Raw genomic sequence first — 1,346 nt, 5'->3', positions numbered from 1 at the left:
TAACCACTCAGTGGGCAGATCTGTTGGCCATCACCGGGCAGTTTTGCTGGCCACCAACGGGCACTTTTACTGGCCACCCACGGGCAGAAACTAATGGCCATTGACACGGGAATCCCCCTAAAAGGACCCTCTCACGCCGATAACACCCTGATACGTCAGCATAATTGTGGAACGTCGCAGCGCTTTAGCTGGATGGCTCGAGAAGCCAGCGATGGCTTCTGCTTCGTCGGTGAAGAATTCGGTGGGGGTTGCCGAGGTGTAAGCGAAAGCGGTCATGACCTTGCTTACCTGGTCCATTCCCAGCACCGCTGTTCTCATGGAGCAGGTGTCTGCGATCAGGAGTTCGCGGGCTTCGCGAGTGATCTGTTCGACTGACCCGATGTGCACCAGCAGCGGTCGTCGTCCAGCGCTCGAGACAGCGTCAACAGCTCCGATGGTCCTCCGCACATCATTACCGGTCATTGTCACCCCCGGCGCCCATATGATCCGGTTGAAATTCGGTTCGACACTCATGACAAACCTCTTAGTAACTGCCCCCATATTCATGCCCACAGCACTGCACAGGGCACCTACATAATCCGGGCGCAGGCCAAGGTATCCCCCCGCTGGTCCGCTGCGGACGCGGTTCGCGTTATTGATTCGTACGTAGAGGTTGCTCTCCGAGCGAATATTCTTCCCGGCACGGTGGGATAGCAATATTCTGTGTTCGTGGCCCTTCCAGCCAACACAGTGGAGAAGGACCCCGATGGCTGGGGTCCGTGCATCTCCACGGCCGAGTGGAAGCTGATGTACCTGCGTGGGCTAACGATCACCCAAATATCCCAACACTGCCGTGTGCCGAAAGAACGAATCCGCCAATTCATTCGAAGTTTCGAACGCAACCAGCCGGATCTAGCCGGCAAACGCCTCATACTCAACAACCGCCCCGCTCCCCCGACTGCTGCAAATCTGCGACGACGACCGAAGCGGCATCCCTGGGACTCCCGGCTAATAGAAGCGAAGGACTTTCGCCGACTGTACCGGCGGATGCCGCGCGTCCTATCGGATGATCCTGCCGAACAAAGTATCGCGACGTGGATTGCCGGGCAGCGCAAGCAACTCCGTAGGGGAAAAATGAGTGTTGAGCGGCAGGAACTGATGTGGGCTGCCCTTGGAAACTGGGTAGGCATCCCGCGCCCGATTGAACCGCTCTGGGTTTGATGGAGACTCGCGCTATTTGATTTCCGCCAGCTGAGCGTGGTCGGTTTGGTCAGCATAGAACATCTGCTCGAACTCCGCGGGTGGAACATCGCCGAGGTAGCCGTGGAGGCGTTGGGTGTTGTGCCAGTGGACCCAGCCGAGGGTCG

Annotated in this window: 1 protein-coding gene and 1 pseudogene; both read right to left on the bottom strand. The window is 58.2% G+C overall.

The window, feature by feature from the left end:
* Positions 1-117: 117 nt before the first annotated feature.
* Positions 118-513 (bottom strand): hypothetical protein, encoded by a 396-nt coding sequence (locus DDA93_RS16075; protein WP_116779318.1) that lies wholly within the window; start codon positions 511-513, stop codon positions 118-120.
* 699 nt (positions 514-1,212) lie between these two features.
* Positions 1,213-1,346 (bottom strand): annotated as a pseudogene (locus DDA93_RS16070) (IS3 family transposase); the annotation flags it as partial.

The sequence above is a fragment of the Arthrobacter sp. Bz4 genome (assembly GCF_003075455.1).
In the GTDB taxonomy this organism is placed as follows: domain Bacteria; phylum Actinomycetota; class Actinomycetes; order Actinomycetales; family Micrococcaceae; genus Arthrobacter_D.
This window is presented reverse-complemented; position numbering and strand designations above follow the sequence as displayed.